The sequence below is a fragment of the Streptomyces sp. ME02-8801-2C genome (genome assembly GCF_033793965.1).
Classification (GTDB): Bacteria; Actinomycetota; Actinomycetes; order Streptomycetales; family Streptomycetaceae; genus Streptomyces.
On sequence record NZ_JARAXP010000002.1, the window covers coordinates 268,673 to 285,815 of the forward strand.

14 protein-coding genes are annotated in these 17,143 nt (G+C 69.7%); 1 reads left to right on the top strand and 13 read right to left on the bottom strand.

Annotated features, from left to right (window positions below; all coding sequences use genetic code 11):
• Positions 1–18 precede the first annotated feature (18 nt).
• Genes PV396_RS05865 through tkt form a run of 7 tightly spaced genes read right to left on the bottom strand, consistent with a single transcriptional unit; the run spans position 19 to position 8,953 of the window.
• Positions 19–603, bottom strand: a complete 585-nt coding sequence (locus tag PV396_RS05865; RefSeq protein WP_319201100.1) for a histidine phosphatase family protein — start codon at positions 601–603, stop codon at positions 19–21.
• 6 nt (positions 604–609) lie between these two features.
• Positions 610–1,488: a phosphogluconate dehydrogenase (NAD(+)-dependent, decarboxylating) gene (gene gnd / locus PV396_RS05870; RefSeq protein ID WP_319201102.1), complete on the bottom strand. Its 879-nt coding sequence runs from the start codon at positions 1,486–1,488 to the stop codon at positions 610–612.
• Position 1,489: 1 nt separating this feature from the next.
• Positions 1,490–3,151 carry a glucose-6-phosphate isomerase gene (gene pgi / locus PV396_RS05875; RefSeq protein WP_319201104.1) on the bottom strand — a complete coding sequence of 554 codons (1,662 nt, stop codon included), beginning with the start codon at positions 3,149–3,151 and terminating at the stop codon, positions 1,490–1,492.
• A complete protein-coding gene (gene opcA / locus PV396_RS05880; protein ID WP_319201106.1) occupies positions 3,144–4,079 on the bottom strand; it encodes a glucose-6-phosphate dehydrogenase assembly protein OpcA in 936 nt (311 codons plus the stop codon). The genes pgi and opcA overlap by 8 nt, the downstream gene beginning before the upstream one ends.
• The gene (gene zwf / locus PV396_RS05885; RefSeq protein ID WP_319201108.1) at positions 4,076–5,695 is read right to left on the bottom strand and encodes a glucose-6-phosphate dehydrogenase; all 1,620 of its coding nucleotides are present in this window, start codon (positions 5,693–5,695) and stop codon (positions 4,076–4,078) included. Before zwf ends, opcA begins: the two co-directional genes overlap by 4 nt.
• Positions 5,692–6,840, bottom strand: a complete 1,149-nt coding sequence (gene tal, locus PV396_RS05890; protein WP_319201110.1) for a transaldolase — start codon at positions 6,838–6,840, stop codon at positions 5,692–5,694. The genes zwf and tal overlap by 4 nt, the downstream gene beginning before the upstream one ends.
• A 19-nt stretch (positions 6,841–6,859) precedes the next feature.
• Positions 6,860–8,953: a transketolase gene (gene tkt / locus PV396_RS05895; protein ID WP_319201112.1), complete on the bottom strand. Its 2,094-nt coding sequence runs from the start codon at positions 8,951–8,953 to the stop codon at positions 6,860–6,862.
• A 146-nt stretch (positions 8,954–9,099) separates the two neighbouring features.
• Between tkt and PV396_RS05900 the strand changes: the two genes are divergently transcribed.
• A complete protein-coding gene (locus PV396_RS05900; RefSeq protein ID WP_319201114.1) occupies positions 9,100–10,089 on the top strand; it encodes an AraC family transcriptional regulator in 990 nt (329 codons plus the stop codon).
• Here PV396_RS05900 and PV396_RS05905 read toward each other — a convergent pair.
• The 6 genes from PV396_RS05905 to PV396_RS05930 form a co-directional block, all read right to left on the bottom strand.
• The gene (locus PV396_RS05905; RefSeq protein ID WP_319201116.1) at positions 10,073–11,482 is read right to left on the bottom strand and encodes a glycoside hydrolase family 16 protein; all 1,410 of its coding nucleotides are present in this window, start codon (positions 11,480–11,482) and stop codon (positions 10,073–10,075) included. The genes PV396_RS05900 and PV396_RS05905 overlap by 17 nt on opposite strands.
• A gap of 182 nt (positions 11,483–11,664) precedes the next feature.
• Positions 11,665–12,903, bottom strand: a complete 1,239-nt coding sequence (locus PV396_RS05910) for a L,D-transpeptidase (protein ID WP_319201118.1) — start codon at positions 12,901–12,903, stop codon at positions 11,665–11,667.
• A gap of 127 nt (positions 12,904–13,030) precedes the next feature.
• Positions 13,031–13,786 (bottom strand): IclR family transcriptional regulator, encoded by a 756-nt coding sequence (locus tag PV396_RS05915; RefSeq protein ID WP_319201120.1) that lies wholly within the window; start codon positions 13,784–13,786, stop codon positions 13,031–13,033.
• Positions 13,783–15,180 (bottom strand): alpha/beta hydrolase family protein, encoded by a 1,398-nt coding sequence (locus PV396_RS05920; protein ID WP_319201121.1) that lies wholly within the window; start codon positions 15,178–15,180, stop codon positions 13,783–13,785. The genes PV396_RS05915 and PV396_RS05920 overlap by 4 nt, the downstream gene beginning before the upstream one ends.
• Entirely contained in the window at positions 15,177–16,547 is a 1,371-nt protein-coding gene (locus PV396_RS05925; RefSeq protein WP_319201123.1) for an MFS transporter, read from the bottom strand. The genes PV396_RS05920 and PV396_RS05925 overlap by 4 nt, the downstream gene beginning before the upstream one ends.
• A 112-nt stretch (positions 16,548–16,659) precedes the next feature.
• Positions 16,660–17,085, bottom strand: coding sequence for a MarR family winged helix-turn-helix transcriptional regulator (locus tag PV396_RS05930; protein ID WP_319202259.1), 426 nt, complete (start codon positions 17,083–17,085; stop codon positions 16,660–16,662).
• Positions 17,086–17,143 lie beyond the last annotated feature (58 nt).

Below are 17,143 nucleotides of genomic sequence, written 5' to 3' on the forward strand. Positions count from 1 at the left end.
GACCCAACTAGGCGCCCGCTAGCGGGAGTTCCACTCCGCCACCACCGGCCGGTCGTGCTCAGTGGAGAGCGTGCTGACCGTGCCCGTGGCGAGCTGGAACAACCGCCCTTCGACGGCCGGCAGCCCGAGGTAACGGGCCGTCAGCACGCGCAGGAAGTGCCCGTGCGCCACGAGGATCACATCGCCCTCGTCCAGCGCGTCCCTGATGCGGGCCAGGACGCGGTCCGCGCGCCGGCCCACCTCCTCGGGCTGCTCGCCCGGGTGTCCGGCAGGACCGGGCGGCACCCCGTCGGTGAACAGGAACCAGTCGGACCGGGTGCGCTGGATCTCGTGGGTCGTCACGCCCTCGTACCCGCCGTAGTCCCACTCGTGCAGGTCCGGGTCGGTCGACGCCCCGGACAGGCCCGCGAGTTCGGCGGTGCGGACCGCGCGGGTGAGGGGACTGGTCAGGACGCGTGCGAAGGTCCGTCCGGCGAGGAGCGGGACGAGGGACTTGGCCTGTTCCTCGCCGTGCGGGGTGAGGGGCAGGTCGGTCCAGCTGGTGTGCCGGCCCGACGCGCTCCACTCGGTCTCGCCGTGGCGGACCAGGAGAAGGTCACCCACAGCTTGCTACTCCTTGGCCTCGACGGCGTGGCCGCCGAACTGGTTGCGCAGCGCCGCGATCATCTTCATCTGCGGGGAGTCGTCCTGCCGGGACGCGAACCGGGCGAAGAGGGAGGCGGTGATCGCGGGCAGCGGCACCGAGTTGTCGACGGCGGCCTCGACCGTCCAGCGGCCCTCCCCGGAGTCCTGCGCGAACCCGCGCAGCCGCTCCAGGTGCTCGTCCTCGTCGAGGGCGTTGACCGCCAGGTCGAGCAGCCAGGAACGGATGACCGTCCCGTCCTGCCAGGAGCGGAAGACCTCGCGCACGTCCGTGACGGAGTCGACCTTCTCCAGCAGCTCCCAGCCCTCGGCGTAGGCCTGCATCATGGCGTACTCGATGCCGTTGTGGACCATCTTGGAGAAGTGCCCGGCGCCCACCTTGCCCGCGTGGACATAGCCGTACGGGCCCTCCGGCTTCAGCGCCTCGAAGACCGGGTGGAGCCGCTCGACATGCTCCTTGTCGCCGCCGACCATCAGCGCGTAGCCGTTCTGCAGCCCCCACACACCGCCGGAGACACCGGCGTCGACGAAGCCGATGCCCTTGGTGCCCAGCTCCTCGGCGTGCTTCTCGTCGTCCGTCCAGCGGGAGTTGCCGCCGTCGACGACGGTGTCACCCGACTCGAGGAGGTCGCCGAGCTCGTCGACGACGGACTGGGTGGCCGCGCCGGCCGGGACCATCACCCACACCACACGCGGCGCCTCGAGCTGCTCGACCAGCTCGGCGAGGCTGCCCACGTCGGAGACGTCGGGGTTGCGGTCGTAGCCGATGACGGTGTGGCCCGAGCGGCGGATGCGCTCGCGCATGTTGCCGCCCATCTTGCCGAGACCGATCAGACCAAGCTGCATGTCAGTTCACTTCCTGAGCGTCACGAAGAGTGCGGTACGTGGCCACGAGGGCGGCGGTGGAGGAGTCGAGGCCGGGAACGTCCACGCCTGCGGTGAGCGCGGGCTCGATGCGCTTGGCGAGGACCTTGCCCAGCTCGACGCCCCACTGGTCGAAGGAGTCGATGTTCCAGACGGCGCCCTGGACGAACACCTTGTGCTCGTACAGCGCGATCAACTGGCCGAGCACGGACGGCGTCAGCTCGCGCGCGAGGACGGTGGTCGTCGGATGATTGCCCTGGAAGGTCTTGTGGGAGACGAGTTCCTCCGGCACGCCCTCCGCGCGCACCTCCTCCGGCGTCTTGCCGAAGGCCAGCGCCTGGGTCTGCGCGAAGAAGTTGGCCATCAACAGGTCGTGCTGGCCCTTGAGTTCGTCGCTCAGCTCCGCGACCGGTTCGGCGAAGCCGATGAAGTCGGCCGGGATGAGCTTCGTGCCCTGGTGGATCAACTGGTAGTAGGCGTGCTGCCCGTTGGTGCCGGGCGTGCCCCACACGACGGGCCCGGTCTCCCACTCGACCCGGTTGCCGTCACGGTCGACCGACTTGCCGTTGGACTCCATGTCCAGCTGCTGCAGGTACGCGGTGAACTTGGAGAGGTAGTGGCTGTAGGGCAGTACGGCATGCGACTGGGCGTCGAAGAAGTTCCCGTACCAGATGCCCAACAGGCCGAGCAGCAAAGGCGCGTTGGCCTGTGCCGGAGCCGTGCGGAAGTGCTCGTCGACCAGCGCGAACCCGTCCAGCATCTCCCGGAACCGCTCCGGGCCGATCGCGATCATCAGCGACAGCCCGATCGCCGAGTCGTAGGAGTAGCGTCCGCCGACCCAGTCCCAGAACTCGAACATGTTGTCCGTGTCGATGCCGAAGTCCGACACCTTCCCGGAGTTCGTCGACAGTGCCACGAAGTGTTTGGCGACCGCCTTGTCGTCGCCGCCCAGCCCCGCGAGCAGCCACGACCGGGCCGAGGTGGCGTTGGTGATCGTCTCGATGGTGGTGAAGGTCTTCGACGCGACGATGAACAGCGTCTCCGCCGGGTCCAGGTCCCGTACCGCCTCGTGCAGATCCGCGCCGTCGACGTTCGACACGAACCGGAACGTCAACTCCCGTGCCGTGAAGGCCCGCAGAGCCTCGTAGGCCATCGCGGGACCGAGGTCCGAGCCCCCGATGCCGATGTTGACGACGTTCTTGATGCGGCGTCCGGTGTGCCCGGTCCACTCGCCGGAGCGCACCTTGTCGGCGAAGCCGGCCATCCGGTCGAGGACCGCGTGCACGGCCGGTACGACGTTCTCGCCGTCGACCTCGATCACCGCCCCCCGCGGCGCCCGCAGCGCGGTGTGCAGGACCGCGCGGTCCTCGGTGATGTTGATCTTCTCGCCGCTGAACATCGCGTCCCGCAGCCCGAACACATCGGTGGCGGTGGCGAGTTCCTGGAGGAGGGCGAGCGTCTCGTCCGTGACCAGGTGCTTGGAGTAGTCGATGTGCAGGTCGCCGACCCGTACGACGTACCGCTCGGCGCGCCCGGGATCGGCGGCGAACAGCTCACGCAGGCTCGGCTCGAAGAGCGCACCGGCGCGGTGGTCCTCCAGGGCGGTCCACTCGGGGCGCCGGGTGAGCTTGGGGGAGTCAGACATGGCGGGGGGTCTCCTTGGTGCCGTCGCCGCGCAGGGCGATCGCGTACATCTCGTCGGCGTCGAGGCGGCGCAGCTCCTCGGCGATGAGTTCGGAGGTGGCGCGCACCTTCAGCGCGAGGGTGCGGGAGGGCTGGCCCGGCAGGCTGAGCGTGGCGAGCGGGCCCTCGGGGCGGTCGATGACGATCTCGCCCTTGTCGGTGCCGAGGCGGACGGCCGTGACGACCGGCCCCGCGGTGACCACGCGGTCCACCTTCACCGACAGACGGGCGCCGAGCCAGCGGGCCAGCAGTTCGGCGCTCGGGTTCTCGGCCTCGCTCTCGACGGCCGCCGAGATGATCTTCGTACGGGCCTGATCGAGGGCCGCGGCCAGCATCGAGCGCCACGGGGTGAGCCGCGTCCACGCCAGGTCGGTGTCGCCGGGCGCGTACGACCGCACCCGGGCCTCCAGGGCGACGAGCGGCTTCTCGACCGCGTACATGTCGGTGATCCTGCGCTGGGCAAGTGCGCCCAGCGGGTCCTTGGCGGGCACCTCGGGGGCGTCCACCGGCCACCACACGACCACAGGCGCGTCCGGCAGCAGCAGCGGCAGGACGACGGAGTCGGCGTGGTCGGACACCTCGCCGTACGTCCGCAGGATGACCGTCTCACCGGTCCCCGCGTCCGCGCCCACCCGTACCTCGGCGTCGAGGTGGGACTTGGTGCGGTCGCGCGGACTGCGCGCGTGCCGCTTGATGACGACGAGGGTGCGCGCGGGGTGCTCGTGCGAGGCGTCCTCGGCCGCCTTGATCGAGTCGTAGGCGTTTTCCTCGTCCGTGACGATCACCATCGTCAGGACCATGCCCACGGCAGGGGTGCCGATGTCGCGCCGCCCCTTCACCAGCGCCTTGTTGATCTTGCTTGCCGTGGTGTCGGTGAGGTCGATTTTCATGGCCTGCGCCAGCTCCGTCCGTCTCGTGCGAGCATCTCGTCGGCTTCCTTGGGGCCCCAACTGCCCGAGGAGTACTGCGCGGGCCTGCCGTGCGTGCCCCAGTACTCCTCGATCGGGTCGAGGATCTTCCAGGACTCTTCCACTTCCTGGTGACGGGGGAACAGATTGGCGTCGCCGAGCAGGACGTCCAGGATGAGCCGTTCGTACGCCTCCGGGCTGGACTCCGTGAAGGACTCGCCGTAGGCGAAGTCCATCGTGACGTCCCTGATCTCCATCGAGGTACCCGGGACCTTGGAACCGAAGCGCACCGTCATGCCCTCGTCGGGCTGGACGCGGATGACGATCGCGTTCGCGCCGAGCTCCTCGGTGGCCGTGGAGTCGAACGGGGAGTGCGGGGCGCGCTGGAAGACGACCGCGATCTCCGTGACGCGCCGCCCGAGCCGCTTGCCGGTCCGCAGATAGAAGGGGACGCCCGCCCAGCGGCGGTTGTCGACCTCCAGCCTGACGGCCGCGTACGTGTCCGTGCTGGACTGCGGGTCGATGCCCTCCTCCTCGAGGTAGCCCGGCACCTCCTCGCCGCCCTGCCAGCCCGCTTCGTACTGGCCGCGGACGGTGTGTTCGCCCAGGTTGTCGGGCAGCTTCACGGACTTGAGGACCTTGAGCTTCTCGGTCAGCAGCGACTCCGCGTCGAACGCGATCGGCTCTTCCATGGCCGTCAGCGCCATCAGCTGGAGAAGGTGGTTCTGGATCACGTCGCGCGCCGACCCGATGCCGTCGTAGTAGCCGGCCCGGCCGCCGATGCCGATGTCCTCGGCCATCGTGATCTGGACGTGGTCGACGTACGACCGGTTCCAGATGGGCTCGTACATCTGGTTGGCGAAGCGGAGCGCCAGGATGTTCTGGACGGTCTCCTTGCCGAGGTAGTGGTCGATCCGGAAGACCTGCTCGGGGTCGAACACGTCGTGCAGCACCCGGTTCAGCTCACGCGCGCTCTTCAGGTTGTGCCCGAACGGCTTTTCGATGACCCCACGTCGCCAGGATCCCTCCGGCGCGTTCGCCAGCCCGTGCTTCTTCAGCTGCTGGACGACCTTGGGGAAGAACTTCGGCGGTACGGACAGATAGAAGGCGTAGTTGCCGCTCGTGCCCCGGGACGCGTCCAGCTCCTCGACGGCCGCGCGCAACTGCTTGAACGCCGCGTCGTCGTCGAAGTCGCCGGGGATGAACCGCATGCCCTCGGCGAGCTGCTGCCAGACCTCCTCACGAAACTCCGTACGGGCGTGGTCGCGCACGGAGTCGTGGACGATCTGCGCGAAGTCCTCGTCCTCCCAGTCCCGGCGGGCGAACCCGACGAGCGAGAAGCCCGGCGGGAGCAGACCCCGGTTGGCGAGGTCGTAGACGGCCGGCATCAGCTTCTTGCGGGACAGGTCCCCGGTCACCCCGAAGATGACCAGCCCGGACGGGCCCGCGATCAGCGGGAGACGGCGGTCGCCGGGGTCGCGCAGTGGGTTGTCCCAGTCCGCGTCGGACACGAGAGCATCGGACTCGGGAGCCTCGGACGCGGCAGTGTCCACCTCTGTCTCTGTCTCTGCCGGTGCGGTGGTGGTCTCCTCGCTCATTCCCCGTCAACTCCCTTGCTGTTCAGCGACTTGGTGACGGCGTCCAGCAGGTCGTTCCAGGCGGTCGCGAACTTGGCGACGCCCTCGTCCTCCAGCAGGGTCACGACCTCGTCGTACGAGATCCCGAGCTGCTCGACGGCCGCGAGATCGGCGCGGGCCTGGGCGTAACCGCCGCTCACCGCGTCGCCGTGGATGTCGCCGTGGTCGGCGGTCGCGTTGAGGGTGGCCTCCGGCATCGTGTTGACGGTGCCGGGCGCGACCAGCTCGTCCACGTACAGGGTGTCCTTGTACGCGGGGTCCTTGACGCCGGTGGACGCCCACAACGGGCGCTGCCGGTTGGCACGGGCGCCGCCCAGGGCCGTCCAGCGGTCACCCCCGAAGACCTCCTCGTACGCCTCGTAGGCGAGCCGCGCGTTGGCCAGTGCCGCCCTGCCCTTGAGGGCGAGGGCCTCGTCCGTGCCGAGCACGGTCAGGCGCTTGTCGATCTCGGAGTCGACGCGGGAGACGAAGAAGGAGGCGACGGAGTGGATCGAGGCCAGGTCGATGCCCGCGGCCTGCGCCTTCTCCAGGCCGGCCAGATAGGCGGCCATGACCTCGCGGTAGCGCTCCAGGGAGAAGATCAGCGTGACGTTGACGCTGATCCCGAGGCCGATGACCTCGGTGATGGCCGGCAGGCCCGCCTTCGTCGCCGGGATCTTGATCATCACGTTGGGCCGGTCCACCAGCCAGGCCAGCTGCTTGGCCTCGGCGATCGTCGCGGCCGTCTCATGGGCGAGACGCGGGTCGACCTCGATCGAGACCCGCCCGTCCCGGCCTGCCGTCGCGTCGTACCCCGGGCGCAGGATGTCTGCGGCGGCCCGGACGTCGGCGGTGGTCATCATCCGGACGGCCTCGTCGACCGTGACGCCGCGCACGGCGAGGTCGGCGAGCTGCTCCTCGTAACCCTCGCCCGAGCCGATGGCGGCCTGGAAGATCGACGGGTTGGTGGTCACGCCGACCACGTGGTGGGTGTCGATGAGTTCGGCGAGGTTGCCGGAGGTGATCCGCCTCCGTGAAAGGTCGTCCAGCCAGATCGAGACGCCCTCGTCGGACAGGCGCTTGAGTGGTCCCGCGGTGATGGTCGTTTCGGTGGTCACTGTGATCATCTTCTTTCTGGCGTTCGGATCAACCGCGGGCTGCGGCCAGGCCCGTCGTTGAACTGAGTACAGCCCTGGCAGCCGCGGCCACGTTCTCGGCGGTGAAGCCGTACTCGGCGAACAGGGTCTTGGCGTCGGCGGAGGCGCCGAAGTGCTCGAGGGAGACGATGCGTCCTGCGTCACCGACGTAGCGGTACCAGGTCAGACCGATGCCCGCCTCCACCGCCACGCGCGCCTTCACTGACGGCGGAAGGACGCTCGCCCGGTACTCCACCGGCTGCTCCTCGAACCACTCCACGGACGGCATCGACACCACCCGCGTACCCACGCCCTCGGCCTCCAGCGCCTCACGCGCGGCGACGGCGAGCTGGACCTCGGAGCCGGTGGCGATCAGGACGACGTCCGGGGTGCCGGTGGAGGACTCCCGCAGCACGTAACCGCCCTTCGCGGCATCCTCGTTGCGGGCGTACGTCGGCACACCCTGCCGGGTGAGCGCCAGGCCGTGCGGGGCCGGGTTCGTGGCGTGCCGCCTGAGGATCTCGGCCCAGGCGACGGCCGTCTCGTTGGCGTCGGCCGGGCGCACGATGTTCAGGCCCGGGATGGCGCGCAGGGAGGCCAGGTGTTCGACCGGCTGGTGGGTCGGACCGTCCTCGCCGAGGCCGATGGAGTCGTGCGTCCAGACATAGGTCACCGGCAGCTGCATCAGCGCCGACAGCCGTACGGCGTTACGCATGTAATCGGAGAACACCAGGAAGGTGCCGCCGTAGACACGGGTGTTGCCGTGCAGCGCGATGCCGTTCATCTCGGCGGCCATCGAGTGCTCGCGGATACCGAAGTGGATCGTGCGGCCGTAGGGGTCTGCCTCCGGCAGCGGGTTGCCCTTCGGGAGGAAGGACGAGGTCTTGTCGATGGTCGTGTTGTTCGAGCCGGCCAGGTCGGCCGAGCCGCCCCACAGCTCGGGCAGGACCGGGCCCAGGGCCTGGAGCACCTTGCCGGACGCGGCACGTGTGGCGACGGACGTGCCCTCCTCGAACACCGGCAGCGCGTCCTCCCAGCCGTCGGGCAGCTGACCTGCCACGACCCGGTCGAACAGCTTTGCCCGCTCCGGCTGCGCGGTACGCCACTCGGCGAGCCGCTTGTCCCAGGCCGCGTGCTCCTCGGCGCCCCGGTCGAGGGCCTGGCGGGCGTGGGCGAGAACCTCGTCGGCGACCTCGAAGGTCTGCTCCGGGTCGAAGCCGAGGACGCGCTTGGTGGCCGCGATCTCCTCGGCGCCGAGGGCCGAGCCGTGGGCCGCCTCGGTGTTCTGGGCGTTCGGGGCGGGCCAGGCGATGATCGTGCGCATCGCGATGATCGAGGGGCGCGCGGTCTCGGCCCGCGCCTCCTCGAGCGCCGTGTACAGCGCGCGAACGTCGATGTCGCCGCCGAGTTCGGGCTCGATCCGCTGCACATGCCAGCCGTACGCCTCGTAGCGCTTCAGCACGTCCTCGGAGAACGCCGTCGCCGTGTCGCCCTCGATGGAGATGTGGTTGTCGTCGTAGACGAAGACGAGGTTGCCGAGCTTCTGGTGTCCGGCCAGGGAGGACGCCTCGGCGGAGATGCCCTCCTCCAGGTCGCCGTCGGAGACGATCGCCCAGACCATGTGGTCGAAGGGCGAGGTGCCCTCGGGCGCCTCCGGGTCGAAGAGTCCGCGCTCGTAGCGGGCGGCCATCGCCATGCCGACCGCGTTGGCGACACCCTGGCCGAGCGGACCGGTGGTGGTCTCGACGCCGGCCGTGTGGCCGTACTCCGGGTGGCCGGGCGTCTTCGAACCGTGGGTGCGGAACGCCTTGAGGTCGTCCAGCTCCAGCTCGTACCCGGACAGGAAAAGCTGCGTGTAGAGGGTCAGCGAGGTGTGGCCGGGGGAGAGGACGAAACGGTCACGGCCCGTCCACTCGGGATCCGCGGGGTCGTGTCGCATCACCTTCTGAAAGATCGTGTACGCGGCAGGGGCCAGGCTCATCGCGGTGCCGGGGTGGCCGTTGCCGACCTTCTGTACGGCATCGGCCGAGAGTACGCGAGCCGTGTCGACGGCGCGCTGGTCGAGATCGGTCCACTGGAGGCTGTCGGATGTCTGCGTACTCATCTTCAAGAAGTCCTCGGTCGAGGTGGATGAACTGCTCGGACGCGTTCAAACTTAAAAGTCTGACTTTTACGGGGCCAGGTGCCTGTGTGTCACCCTGTGGTGAAAGTGGGACACGGCGGCTCGGGTCGACGCGGCAAGAGAAGGACATGGCGGACAGAACATCCCAAGGCGGCGTCCCGGGCGCGGGCCAGGACGGTGACGGCATCAGGACGTTTCCCTTCCCTGTCGATCTGAGCGTCCTGGGTGTGGGCATGCAGGTCGGCGCGATGTCGCCCGACCGCACCTGGCACGAGGACGCCCCGCTGGAGCGCGTCCACCGCATCGACTTCCACATCGTGATGCTGTTCGACGACGGCCCGGTGACCCACATGGTCGACTTCGCCGAACACGAGGCGGCAGCGGGCGACCTGCTGTGGATCCGCCCGGGTCAGGTCCACCGTTTCTCCCGCACCAGCGGGTACCACGGCACCGTCCTCACCATGCAACCCGGTTTCCTGCCCCGGGCCACGGTCGAGGAGACCGGCCTCTACCGCTACGACCTGCCCCCGTTGCTGCGCCCCGACGAACCCCAACTCGCGGGCCTGCGGGCGGCCCTGGCCCAGCTGGGCCGTGAGTACGAGGACACGGCCACGCTCCCGTTCGGCCTGCACACCTCCGTACTGCGCCACTCGCTCACCGCGTTCCTGCTGCGGCTCTCCCACCTCGCCGCGAGTTCCGCGCAGGCGCCACGCGGACTTGCCGACACCACGTTCACCCTGTTCCGGGACGCCGTCGAGAAGGGCTTCGCCACCAACCACAGCGTCAGCGCGTACGCCGACGCCCTCGGTTACTCCCGCCGCACCCTCGTCCGCGCGGTGCGCGCGGCGACAGGTGAGACGCCCAAGGGCTTCATCGACAAGCGGGTGACTCTGGAAGCCAAGCGTCTGCTGGCGCACACATCGCTGCCCATCGGGCGCGTGGGTGCCGCTGTCGGTTTCCCCGACGCGGCGAACTTCTCCAAGTTCTTCCAACTGCACACCGGGACCACGCCGGTGGCGTTCCGTGCCGAGCTGCGCGGAGAACGCGGGGAGGGGCGGACCGGCCGGCCCGCCCCTCTCTCAAAGCACTACAACACCCCGGTCAGCGACCGAAGTTGAACCAGTTCACGTTCACGAAGTCCTGCGGCTGACCGCTGGTGAAGGTCAGATAGACGTCATGGGTGCCGGTGACGGAGCTGATGTTCGCCGGCACCGTCCGCCAGCTCTGCCAGCCGCCCGTGTTGCCGATGGAGAAGCTGCCGATCGGGGTGGCCGTACGGCTGTCCAGGCGCACCTCGACCAGTCCGCTCACGCCCGACCCGGCCCCGCTCGCCACCCTGCCGACGAACTGGGTCGCGGCCGAGGAGCCGAAGTTGACGTTCTGGTAGAGGGCCCAGTCGCCGTTGGCGAGCGAACCGATGTTCTGCCCGCCGCCGGTGTCGGTGGTGGTCTCCGTGCTGGTCCCCGACTGGCTGTTGTACGACTCGGCCTGCACGGCGCTGTACGCGTCCCGGGTGCCGGTCGGCGGAGGCGTGGTCGTGCCGCCGCCGGTGGTCGACTGGAGCACCTGCACATAGTCGACGACCATCGGACGCCCGGAGACCGTGCCCGCGTCAGGACCGCCGCCGAACGCGTTGGGGAAGGCGCCGCCCATCGCCACGTTCAGGATGATGAAGAAGCCGTGGTTCGTGGCGTTCGCCCAGGTCGTCGCGTCGACCTGGTTCGCGGTCACCGTGTGGTAGTTGGTGCCGTCGACGTAGAAGCGGATCGCCTCCGGGCTCACCGAACGGTCCCACTCCATACGGTAGGTGTGGAAGCCGGCCTGGCAGGTCGTGCCGGCGCAGCTGGTGGTGCCGCCGATGCCGGTCGTCTCGTTGCAGGGGCCGCCCGGGCTCGAACCGCAGTGCATGGTGCCCCAGATGGTGTTGAGCCCCTGGGTGTTCTCCATGATGTCCAGCTCGCCGACGCTCGGCCAGTTCTGGTAGTTGCCCCGGTAGGGCGCCCCGAGCATCCAGAACGCGGGCCAGTAGCCGAGGGCGCCCGCGCCGGTGACGTTCGGCACCTGGAGGCGGGCCTCGACGCGCAGCTTGCCGCCGGCCGGGGGCTGGAAGTCGGTGCGGTTGGTCTCGATGCGGCCCGAGGTCCAGCTGCCGGCGGAGTTGCGCACCGGGGTGATCCGGAGGTTGCCGCTGCCGTCGAGCGAGACGTTGCTCGTGCTGTTCGTCATCGTCTCGATCTCGCCGGTGCCCCAGTTGGCGGGGCCGCCGGGATACGAAGTCCCGGTCGCGTACTGCCAGTTGGTGGTGTTGACGCCGGTCCCGGCGGTGCCGTTGAAGTCGTCGAGGAAGACCTGCGTCCAGCCGGTGGGCGGCGTCGGCGCGTCCGCCTGGGCCACCGACACGGCGGCTGCCGCGAGGCTGAGGACGGCGCCGACGGCGACGAGCACGCGCCGGAGCGGGCCGCGTTTGACGGGTGGGCCTGAAGTGAGCGAAGTGCCTGAAGTGTCCCTCATGGGTGCCTCTTCGGGTACGGAGTGGGGGTGCGCGGGTGTCTTCGAGAGAGCTTGAGAGCGCTCTCAAAGTGGGCCCAATGTGCTCCCGGTGACTCCGGCCGTCAAGAGGTGAAACCCGGAAATTCCTTCCGCCACAGGTGAGTTCACCCGATGAAGACATGAATGTACGGACGGGATCCAGCTCAGATCGCGCTGCCCGCCTTCCAGTCGGCCCAGGACATGTTCCAGCCGTTGAGTCCGTTGGCCGGGTCGACCGTCACCTCGCCCGAGTTCTCGACGACGACCACGTCCCCGATCATGGAGCTGTCGTAGAACTCGTAACCCGGCACGGTGGAGTCGTTCGCACCCTTCGCGTCGTGCAGGCCGACACAGCCGTGGCTGGTGTTGCTGCTGCCGAACACCGAGGTCGGGGCCCAGTAGTTGCCGTGCACGAAGGTGCCGGAGGTGGTGAGACGCTGGGCGTGCGGGACGTCCGGGATGTCGTACTCGTCGCCGAGCCCGACCGTCGAGGACTCCATCCGGGTCTGCTTGAACCGCTCGCTGATCACCATGATCCCGGACCAGGTGGTGTGCTCGGGGTCGCCGCCGGAGACGGGATAGGTGGCCGTGGTCGCACCGTCCCGCCGTACGGTCATGGTCTTCGCCGCCAGGTCGACCGTGCTGATCTGCTCACGGCCGATGTGGAAGGTGACGTCCTTGGACTGGGTGCCGTACACGCCCTCCGAAGCCTGGACGTCCTTGAGCCGCAGACCGAGGGTGATCTTCGTGCCGGCGGCCCAGTAGGTCTCGGGCCGGAAGTCGAGCCGGGTGTCGCTGAACCAGTGCCCGACCACCTCGACGGCCGGCTCGGCGGTCACGGTAATCGCCTTCTGGACGGCGGCCCGGTCGGTCACCGCCTCCGTGAAGTTGATCGACACGGGCATACCGACGCCGGACGTGGAATCGGCCTCCGGCGTGAAGTACCCGACGAAGGTCGCGGACGGCGAGGCGGTGGTGAAGGTCGCGGTCTGCACGTCGGCCCCGGTGACGTGCGCCGACACGGTGTACGTGGTCCCCGAGTACGGGTGCTGGGTGGAGGTGAACCTCGTACGGGCCTCGTTCATGACGCCGGTCAGCCCGCCGCGGTCGCTCGCGATCGCGACGCTGGAGAGAGTGCCGCCGGTGACCGTGACCTCGACGGGCGCGGTGAAGTCGGCGTGCCGCGTACCGTCGGCGGGGGTGACGGTGACGACGGCCTTCCTGGCCGCCTTCGTCGACGCGGTCGCGCCGGATGTCGTCGACGAGGCGTCCGAGGAGCCGCTGCAGCCGGTCAGCGCGGCGGCCGGGACGGCACCGAGCGCGGCGAGGATCCCGCGCCGCGACCAGGCCGACGAAGGCCGGCCACCCTGCTCGGACGGGTCGGATATGTGCGCAGCACCCACAGCACGCCTTTCTGGACGACCAGGAAGTGATCGACGATGAGCGTGCATCGTGCATCTTCTGTATGGGTTTGGTCTTTGAAAAGGGCGCCCGCTGTCTGAGATTCAGGTAAGGATGCGCGACGCCGACTCAGTGCTGCTGCTCCGGCTGCCACCCCAGAGCCCTGGAGATGCCCCGCGCCGCCAGCCGCACCGCGGGCACCAGAACCGGGATCTGGGCGTCGACGTACGGCACGACGACCGACACCGCGGCGGTCACCGCCCCGCCGGCCCCGCGTACCGGGGCCGCCACCGAGAGGGCGTCGTCGGTGACCTGACGGTTGCTCACCGCGACGCCGGTGCGCCGGACTTCGGCCAGGACGCGGCGCAACTTGGCCGGGTCGGTGATCGTGTGCGGGGTGAAGGAGGCCAACTGGCCCTCGCAGTAGTGGTTCTGGAGCTCCGGATCGCCGTGGGCGAGGAGGGCCAGGCCGACGCCGGTGGCGTGCAGGGGCCAGCGGGCGCCGACCCGGATGTGCACGCCGACCGCCGAACGGCCCGACAGCCACTCGATGTAGACGACCTCGCCGCCGTCCCGTACCGCCAACTGCACGTTCTCGTGCGTCGCTTCGTACAGGTCCTCCAGATACGGCAGCGCGATCTGCCGCAGTGCCAGCCCACGCGGGGCGAGCGCCGCGACCTCCCACAGCCTGAGGCCGACGTGGTAGACGCCGGCCTCGTCCCGCTCCAGGGCGCCCCAGTCGGCGAGGGCGCCCACGAGACGGTGGGTGGTGGTGAGGGTCAGCCCGGCCCGCCGGCTGATGTCCGTGAGGGAGAGCGCCGGGTGCTCGTGGTCGAAGGCGCTGAGCACGGACAGCAGTCGGTCGGGCGCGGAACGGGTGGTCATGGGCGGGCAGCTCCCGGAGGGGTCGAGGCGTGGTTGCGCGCCAGGTCGTAGGGGCGCGGGTACTGCGTCGGCCGGTAGGTCACATAGCGCGCCGGGGTCGCCGAATCCTCTTGCGCCGCACGGGAGTTGAGGATCCTCGCGGAGGTGTCCCAGCGTCCCGTGTCCAAGCGGTGCTCCAGGGTGTGCAGGGCGGCGATCGTTTCCACGGTGTTGAACGTGCAGTGGCCGGGGGCGTCGACGTAGGCCTGGCTCAGCAGCTTGCCCGAGCCGGCCGCGTTCGCAGCCTGCCGGTAGGCGTTCTCCACCTGTACGGGTACCAGTCCGTCGCCGGTGGTGTGGATGTTCAGCTGGGGATCGGTGAGCCGGCCGGTGAACGAACTGGTCCGGCTCATCCACTTCACGGCGGCGGGGTCGGCGCTGATCCGGGGGGCCTTGTTCAGTGTCTTCAGGTCGTCGCGCAACGACAGTCCCGCCTTCTTGTAAAGCTCGGTCACCTCCTTGTATACCGAGGACCCGCGCAGCATCCGGGTGTAGTCGACGCCCGTGTTCCAGGAGACGTTGCCGCCGGCCCGGGATTCCGCCTCCTGGCGCCGGATGGAGGCGGGACTGAGGATCAGGCCGGTGACCGCCGCGTACTGGTTGGCCTGCTGGGTGTCCCAGTCGGTGGGCCCGGGGGCGGGCTGTGAGGCGTCGCTGTAGCCGGGGATGTTGTGCAGCGCGGAGGCGAGCGCGATCCGGGCCCGGCCCTCCGGCGTCCGCTGGGCGTCGGTGACCTTCGCGGAGAGGGCGCTCGCGGCCGACTTGGCCGCGGCCTGGTCGGCGAATCCGGTGAGCTGGATGCCCGAGTCCGGGGCGAGGAGCGTACGCAGGGCGAAGACGGGGTCGAGTGTGCTGTTCCAGTTGGCCACCCCGCCCTGCACCAGGCCGCACATCGACAGCGAGCCGTCGAAGCGGTCGGCGTGGCGTTCGGCCAGGGCGGTCGTCACGAGGCCACCGTAGGACCGGCCCCAGGCGATCGTCCGCCGGGCCTCGCCGAACCGCTGGGTGAACTCGTCGAGCGTGGCCAGCTGGTCCGGGACGGCGTCGGTGACGGCCCATCCGCTGGACGCGTACGACGATCCGATGAGCGCGTAACCGGCGTCGACGAGCCGCTGCTGCACGTCCGGAGTCGGCGCGTTCTGGGCCGGGTTGGGGTCCCCGACGGTGCGGTAGCCGTGACTGAACAGCAGCACGGTCCCGTTCCAGTCGGCCGGCATGTCCATCAGGTAGGTCGCGCCGGAGGGGAGTTTGCCCTCCACGCGCTCGGCGGGCGCGGCGGCCTGAGCGGACGGCGAGAGCGTGGTGAGGGTGGTGACTAAGGCCGCGGCGAGGAGGACGAGGGTGCGGGAGCTCACGGGCGGATCCCTTCGGGAGCGGGGGTCTGTTGCGGGAGGGGGACGGGGGTGTCGAGCGTGTCGGTGTGGGTCTCGGGCATCCGCCACACGGTGACCGCCGTGATCAGCGCGCCGCCGCACAGCAGCAGCGACACCGGCGTACTGCCGCCGCCGTTCGAGGCGAGCAGGCTGGTCGCGATCAGCGGCGAGAACCCGGCGCCGACCAGGGTCGCCGCCTGGTAACCGAGCGAGGCGCCCGTGTAGCGCACCTTCGTGCCGAACATCTCGGAGAACAGGGCGCCCAGCGGCCCGTACATCGTGGACTGGGCGATGCCGTGACCGAGGATGAGGGCGAGGATCAGCAGTCCGGGCGAACCGGAGTCGACCAGCCACAGCACAGGGAAGGCGAGCCCGGCCGAGGCGAGGGCGCCGGCGAGGACCACCGGGCGGCGGCCGACGCGGTCGGTGAGCGCGGAGGCGGTGGGAAGGACGACCAGCGCCACGCAGGAGGCGATGGTCACGGCGGTGAGGACCTGTGAGCGGCTGTAACCGTTGCCGGTGGCGTAGGAGATCATGAAGCCGGTCAGCAGTGACTGGGCGGTGAAGGCTCCGATGCCCACGCAGCAGGCGAGCAGTACCGGCTTGGGGCGGCGCAGCACTTCGAGTACCGGCGGCTTCGCGGAGGTCTCCCGCCTGCCCTCGGCGAACAGGGGGCTCTCCGCGACCCGCAGCCGGACGAACAGGCCGACGCCGAGCAGGACGAAACTGAGCAGGAACGGTATGCGCCAGCCCCAGGAGCGGAACTGGTCGTCGGGGAGCGTGGAGACGAGGGTGACCACACCGGCGGAGAGCACGGAGCCGAGCGGGGCACCGAGCTGGGTGGCACTGGACCACAGACCGCGCCGGGAACTCTGGGTCCGTTCGGCGTGTTCGACGACCATGAGGGTCGCGCCGCCCCACTCGCCGCCGATCGCGAGGCCCTGGACGACCCGGAGGGCGACCAGCAGGACGGGGGCCCAGACACCGATCGCGTCGTACGTCGGCAGCAGCCCGATGAGGAAGCTGCCGCAGCCCATCAGGACCATCGTCAGCAGCATCATCGACTTGCGGCCGAGCCGGTCGCCGAAGTGGCCGAAGACGATGCCGCCGAGCGGCCGGGCGACATAGCCCGCGGCGAACGTGCCGAAGGCGGCGATGGTGCCGACCGCGGGGTCCGCCTGGGGGAAGAACAGATCGCCGAAGACGAGCGCGGCGACCGTGCCGTACACGAGGAAGTCGTAGAACTCGACGGTGGTGCCGAGCAGTCCGGACAGGGCGACGCGGCGCAACTCCCTTGTGTCCGGGGGGAGTTGGGGGGTGGGGGTGGAGGGCGAGCGGGACGGCTGCACGGGGAGCTCCCTGATGCCGATGTCGTGGGGGACGTCACCGGCGGGAGGAACCGAACCGGTGCCCAGGTGAAGTTAGGCACCAAATAAGCGGCAGTCAATATTCTGCCCAACATTAGTTGAGCCCGTCCTCCGTGAGTCGCTGGAGCAGGGTGTGCAGGGTTTCGCGTTCCGCCTGGTCGAGCGGGTCGAGGAGTTCGTTGGTCACGCGCCGGCCGGCCTCGTCGGTGTCGCGGAGGAAGGCGCGGCCGGCCGCCGTCACGACGACGATCCGGCTGCGCCGGTCGTCGGGGGAGGGGCGGCGTTCGACGAAGCCCAGCTTCTCCAGGTCGTCCACCAGGCCGACGATCGCGCTCGGGTCGTAGCCGAGCGAGGTGCTCAGTTCGCGCTGGAGCACGCCCGTGGAGGTGGCGAGGAAACGGACCACCGCGTAGTGGCGCAGCCGGAGCCCCGACTCCTGCAGGAACGTGTTGAACAACTGGCCCGAGCGCAGGCCCAGCCGGTACAGCAGGTAGCCGGTGTCCGAGTGCAGGCCGCGCATCCAGGGCTCGTGGGCGTCGATCGGGGCGGGGTTGTGGACGTCCTGCTGGCGGGCGATG

What these genes read in the sequence shown, in the direction of transcription:
- gnd (WP_319201102.1), bottom strand. Translation starts at nt 1,488, where the DNA reads ATGCAGCTTGGTCTGATCGGTCTCGGCAAGATGGGCGGCAACATGCGC.
- pgi (WP_319201104.1), bottom strand. Translation starts at nt 3,151, where the DNA reads ATGTCTGACTCCCCCAAGCTCACCCGGCGCCCCGAGTGGACCGCCCTG.
- opcA (WP_319201106.1), bottom strand. Translation starts at nt 4,079, where the DNA reads ATGAAAATCGACCTCACCGACACCACGGCAAGCAAGATCAACAAGGCG.
- zwf (WP_319201108.1), bottom strand. Translation starts at nt 5,695, where the DNA reads ATGAGCGAGGAGACCACCACCGCACCGGCAGAGACAGAGACAGAGGTG.
- tal (WP_319201110.1), bottom strand. Translation starts at nt 6,840, where the DNA reads ATGATCACAGTGACCACCGAAACGACCATCACCGCGGGACCACTCAAG.
- tkt (WP_319201112.1), bottom strand. Translation starts at nt 8,953, where the DNA reads ATGAGTACGCAGACATCCGACAGCCTCCAGTGGACCGATCTCGACCAG.
- PV396_RS05900 (WP_319201114.1), top strand. Translation starts at nt 9,100, where the DNA reads ATGGCGGACAGAACATCCCAAGGCGGCGTCCCGGGCGCGGGCCAGGAC.
- PV396_RS05905 (WP_319201116.1), bottom strand. Translation starts at nt 11,482, where the DNA reads ATGAGGGACACTTCAGGCACTTCGCTCACTTCAGGCCCACCCGTCAAA.
- PV396_RS05915 (WP_319201120.1), bottom strand. Translation starts at nt 13,786, where the DNA reads ATGACCACCCGTTCCGCGCCCGACCGACTGCTGTCCGTGCTCAGCGCC.
- PV396_RS05930 (WP_319202259.1), bottom strand. Translation starts at nt 17,085, where the DNA reads ATGCGCGGCCTGCACTCGGACACCGGCTACCTGCTGTACCGGCTGGGC.